The sequence below is a fragment of the uncultured Rhodococcus sp. genome, assembly GCF_963525155.1.
In the GTDB taxonomy this organism is placed as follows: Bacteria; Actinomycetota; Actinomycetes; order Mycobacteriales; family Mycobacteriaceae; genus Rhodococcus_F; species Rhodococcus_F qingshengii.
On sequence record NZ_CAURKP010000277.1, the window covers coordinates 1 to 5,337 of the forward strand.

The 5,337-nt window shown below is 62.9% G+C and carries 4 protein-coding genes and 1 pseudogene; all 5 read left to right on the forward strand.

What is annotated here, in order from left to right:
- Positions 1-638 (forward strand): hypothetical protein (locus RWT78_RS27960; protein WP_314682482.1); only part of this gene is annotated, 638 nt, incomplete at its 5' end.
- A 17-nt stretch (positions 639-655) separates the two neighbouring features.
- Positions 656-1,249 (forward strand): class F sortase, encoded by a 594-nt coding sequence (locus RWT78_RS27965; protein ID WP_314682484.1) that lies wholly within the window; start codon positions 656-658, stop codon positions 1,247-1,249.
- A 93-nt stretch (positions 1,250-1,342) separates the two neighbouring features.
- The gene (gene thiD, locus RWT78_RS27970; RefSeq protein WP_003946192.1) at positions 1,343-2,143 is read left to right on the forward strand and encodes a bifunctional hydroxymethylpyrimidine kinase/phosphomethylpyrimidine kinase; all 801 of its coding nucleotides are present in this window, start codon (positions 1,343-1,345) and stop codon (positions 2,141-2,143) included.
- A gap of 48 nt (positions 2,144-2,191) precedes the next feature.
- A complete protein-coding gene (gene pepN, locus RWT78_RS27975; protein ID WP_314682489.1) occupies positions 2,192-4,675 on the forward strand; it encodes an aminopeptidase N in 2,484 nt (827 codons plus the stop codon).
- A gap of 34 nt (positions 4,676-4,709) precedes the next feature.
- Positions 4,710-5,337, forward strand: a pseudogene (locus tag RWT78_RS27980) (esterase); the annotation flags it as partial.

Consider the following 5,337-nt stretch of genomic DNA (forward strand, 5'->3'; position numbering starts at 1 on the left):
CGGCAGCACCGGTCGCACTCACCCACGCGTGCACTCCCGAGATCAACGACAATTCGATGTCACTCGATCCGGCAGTGATAGACGGTTGGTACGACATCTCGACTGGTTCACCGGGAACGAAGATCAACTCGATCGAGGCGTGGCGGACAGTGCCGGGAGACATCCTCGAGTTTCGCGCATCGGTGACGATCAGAGCCCACGGAAGTCCCGTCCGAGGGACCCTTCGGATCGACGGCGCCGGCTTGACCGGAGATCAGGATTTGATCTCCAGAATGACGTTGACCCAAGATCTCGGTCGCTCAGGATCAACGGTCACCGATGCCGACGACGGCTCCGTCATTCCGGTTCGTGCCAAGCTCGCATTCGACGTCACAACTCCTGGACAAGTCGCGCAGAACCAGACGGTCAACCTCTCGGCAGTCAAGATTGTCTTGGCAGGCGACACCACCGATCCGGGAGGTGAGTGCCCCGGCCCCGGCCCCGGCGGCGGGGGGAATGGAAGCGGTGGCGGAAACGGCAGCGGTGGTGACGGTTCCGGTGGCAACGGTGGGGATTCCGGTGACGCACTTCCCGGTCGTGACGTAGGAAACCGAGTACCAATTTCCCAGATTCCGTCCGGCCCGACTTCTCGTCCGTGACAGCGACACACGGATCTGTGATCCGTCGGACATGGGTCGCTGCGGCAGTGGCAACGATGTTCCTGGTCGGCGGATGCTCCGACGACGGGAACTCGCCGACTCGAGTCCTCGCGACCGGCCAGGAAGCTTTGCCGCCGGCAGTTCGCGCCGCAGTCGACAGTCCGGATGTCCCGAGCACGCTTCGCATAGTCGACAGCACCGCTGACGTTCTGCCGATCAAGACGACGGCAGACGGCTCGCTCATTCCGCCCGAGGATGTCAGTGAGATCGGATGGTGGGCAGATTCGGCATTTCCCGGCTCCGGCGCGGGCACCGTGGTGATCACCGGACACATCAACGACATCTATCAGGGTGACGGTTTCGGAAAGAAGTTCTCGACACTGGAAATCGGCTCGGTCGTGACCGTGGCGGGCGCCGGGGGACAGACCTGGAACTACCGTATCGATGCGGTCGATCACTACAGCAAGGACGGCGAGCTGCCGGTCGAGCGATTGAACAGCCTCGACGGACCCGAAACCCTCGCGCTGATCACCTGCGGCGGCGAGTTCGTCGGTCCGCCGTTCGGATACGAGGACAACGACGTCGCGTGGGGAACTCCGGTGCCCGCATAGCCGAAAACCAGACGTCGGAACGGTTGATAAACTGGGTCCCGCGTTCGTGGCCATCCACGCACGTTTCGAAAGTCCGAAGAAGGAGATTGTGCTGTGGTTGACCTCGCCTATGTCATCGCTGGGTCCGAAGCGACTGGCGGTGCCGGCCTGCAGGTCGACCTGAAGACGTTCCAGGCATTGGACGTCTACGGCGTAGCGACCACCACATGTATCGTCTCGTTCGATCCCAAGAACAACTGGGGTCATCGCTTCGTACCGATCGCTCCTGACGTGATCGCTGATCAGATCGAGGCTGCCACTGCGGCTCACGATCTGGACGTCGTCAAGATCGGCATGTTGGGCACGCCCGCCACCATCGAGGTTGTGGCAGAGGGCCTGCGTCGGCAGTCCTGGCGCCACGTCGTCCTCGACCCGGTCCTCATCTGCAAGGGCCAGGAGCCCGGCGCGGCTCTCGATACCGATACAGCACTTCGTGATTCGATCCTCCCGCTCGCCACCGTCGTCACACCCAACCTGTTCGAGGCACGCACCCTCGCCGGAATGGACAGCATCGAAAGCGTCGACGACCTCATCGAGGCCGCACGTCGTATCCATGATCTCGGACCCAAGTACGTGCTCGCAAAGGGCGGTGTCGAACTCGCCGGTGGCGACGCCGTCGACGTGTTGTTCGACGGGACCGACGTGACTGTTCTCTCCGCCCCCAAGGTCGGCGAAGAGCGCGTCTCGGGTGCCGGTTGCACGCTGGCCGCCGCAGTGACCGCGGAGCTGGCAAAAGGCGCCGACGTGGGAGAAGCCGTCGCTCTGGCAAAGAAGTTCGTCACGGCGGGCATCGAAGGCCGCGTCTCGGCACACACGCCGTTCGACACCGTCTGGCAGGGCGCGTTCAAGGGATAGGCGCACGGCGGCTCACATCGCCGCGCGCGGCCTGGCAGGATCGAGTGCGTGAGTACTGCGAACCTGAATCGAAGCGAAGTCGCCGAACGATCTCGAGCCATCTCCGTCGCCGGTTACCGGGTGGAGTTGGATCTGCGATCGGCGGTCGACTCCGCCGTGAAGACCTTTTCGACGGTCACGACAATTGATCTGACGTCCTCGGTGGAGTCCACGTGGCTCGATTTCATCGGTGCTGCAGTCGATTCCGTGGACGTCGACGGTGCGTCGATTCCGGTGGAGTACGACGGATCCCGGATCGTGCTGCGCGGACTCGGCGGATCGAACGTCGTTCGGGTGGCAGCTCACGGCAACTACAGCCGTTCCGGTGAAGGGCTGCACCGATTTGTCGACGACGCTGACGATCAGACGTATCTGTACACGCAATACGAGCCGGCCGATGCCAGGCGTGTTTTCGCCTGCTTCGAGCAGCCGGACCTCAAGGCGCCCTTCACATTCGAGGTGACAGCACCTGACGGCTGGGAAGTCCTGTCGAATCAGCCCGCGACCCAGACTCTCTCCGTGGACGGTGCACAACGCGTCACTTTCGCCCCGACGCTGCCGATCTCGACCTACATCACCGCGATCGCGGCCGGGCCGTATCACCGCGTGGCGTCGTCGTGGAGTCGCGGCGAACTCACTGTCGAGTTGGGTGCGCTGTGCCGGGCGTCGTTGGCTCCACACCTTGATGCAGACAACGTTTTCGACATCACCCGTCAGGGGCTGGACTTCTACGCCGAGTACTTCGACTATCCGTATCCGTTCGGCAAGTACGACCAGATCTTTGTCCCCGAGTACAACCTCGGCGCCATGGAGAACCCGGGACTGGTGACCTTCACCGAGGCATACGTGTTCCGCGGCACCGCAACCGACGAGCAGCATCAGCGCCGCGCCAACACGATCCTGCACGAAATGGCGCACATGTGGTTCGGCGATCTCGTGACCATGGTCTGGTGGGACGACCTGTGGCTCAAGGAATCTTTTGCCGATTTCATGGGATCGCTGGTCAGCGCCGAAGCCACTCGCTTCACCGATGCCTGGGTGGCATTTGCCATCAAGCGGAAGGCGTGGGCGTACCTCCAAGATCAGCTGCCGACCACGCATCCTGTCGTCGCCGACATCGTCGATCTCGAAGCTGCGAAGCTGAACTTCGACGGAATCACCTATGCCAAGGGCGCCAGTGTCCTCAAACAACTTGTGGCGTTCGTCGGGCGTGACGCGTTCTTCGAAGCGGCACGCCGGTACTTCAAGGCTCACGCGTACGGAAACACCACGCTTGTTGATCTGCTCGACGTGCTCACGGAGACTTCCGGGCGCGACGTGCGCGAATGGGCCCGAATCTGGTTGCAGACCACCGGGGTGTCCACGCTGTCGCTCGACGGAACACACCTGGTCCAGACGGACCCGAGGCCGCATCGGCTCGCAGTCGGAATCTACGACTACAACGAGTCCGGAGACCTTGTTCGCACCGAACGCGTCGAACTCGACATCACCGAATCACGCACGTCGGTCGACCTTCCGCCCGGAGCACTCACACTGCTCAACGACGAAGACCTCACCTACGCCAAGGTGCGATTGGACGCGGAATCTCTGTCCACTGTCGAGGCATCCCTGGACCGCGTGAGCGATCCGCTTGCGCGCGGGGTGATCTGGTCGTCGCTGTGGAACTCGGTGCGTGATGCGCAGCTCTCGGTGTTCCGGTACCTCGACATGGTGGAACGATTCGCTCCCGCGGAGACAGATCTTGCGATTCTCAGCTCGATCCTGACCGATGCCCAATACGCGGTTCTTCACTACGTTCCGAAAAGCTTGCGGCCCAATGTAAGTGCAGGCTGGTTGGAAACGACCTGGAAGGCGGTGTTCGAAGCCGAACCGGAGTCCGGAAGACAGCTGGCATGGGCACGGGCTCTGTCGGCCGCTGCAGCGGTCAACGATGCTCGCGCCGACGAGGTGCGGTCGATACTCGACGGCACCTGCCCGGGGCCGGTCGGACTGGCTCTCGATCCTGATCTGCGGTGGGCATTGTGGATCGCCCTGTCGGCGACCGGACATGCGAGTGTGAGCGACTTCGACGGTGAGCTGAGCAAGGACAGCACGTCAGCGGGTCGAACGGCGTACGTCCGCGCCGCGGCGTCGATTCCCGATGCCGAGACCAAGGCGGCTGCCTGGGCGTCGGCGACCACTGACGGCTCACTCTCGAACGACCGCCTGGATGCGAGGATCGCCGGATTCCGTTCGGGCACGGACCCGTCGTTGATCGAGGGATATGCGGCAGAGTACTTCTCGTCCCTGGGGAAGTGGTGGTCCGAACGCAGCATCGAGATCGCCCGACGGTTGGTGAACGGACTCTTCCCGGCAGCTGAAGACACCTCTGCTGTCGATTCCTGGATCCAGGCCAATGCGGAGGCGCCCGCGTCGCTGCGGAGGCTTGTTCTCGAGCGTCGGGATCACCTGGCCCGAGACCTACGTGCCCAGGCGTCGAACGCGGTGATCTGACGCCATCAGCTCCGAAATGTCCTGTTCTTGGATATTGTCTAAACAGGGCTGCGACGGGAGACGACGTGCACATCTGTCGCTGGTCACGGGCCCGGTTCCGCCCGTGGTGACGGTGCTCGGAATTCTGGCACTTCTGTGGCTGATCTTCTCGAGATCGAGGCGTCACGTGCTGATCTCGATTCCGGTCTGCATCGTCGCGGCAATCGCGATCACTCTCGTGCTGTACTGGCTGATCGAGAAGGTGTGGCACCCGTTCCCCGATCCGATTGCCCGTCCGGTCTACGTGTGGATCGGGTTGGGCATTCTCGGCGTGCTGCTGGGTGTTTCGCGGGTATTTGCGGCGACGCGGATCGACGGTCGCGTGCTCACCGTGGTCTCCGTGCTCCTGGTGGTCGTGTCGAGCGCGGCTCACGTGAATCTGCAGTTCCAGTCGTATCCGACGTTGGGAACAGCGCTGGGACTCTCGGATGCGGAGAAGGTTTCCCTTGCCGACCTGGACGACGGCAAGGACGGGGCGGTACCGGTTTCGCAATGGAAGGCTCCCGCGGACATGCCGTCGGCCGGCAAGGTCAGCACGGTCACGATTGCGGGGACGGTCTCCGGATTCAGCGCCCGCGACGCCGAGATCTACTTACCGCCCGCGTATTTCACCAACCCACGAC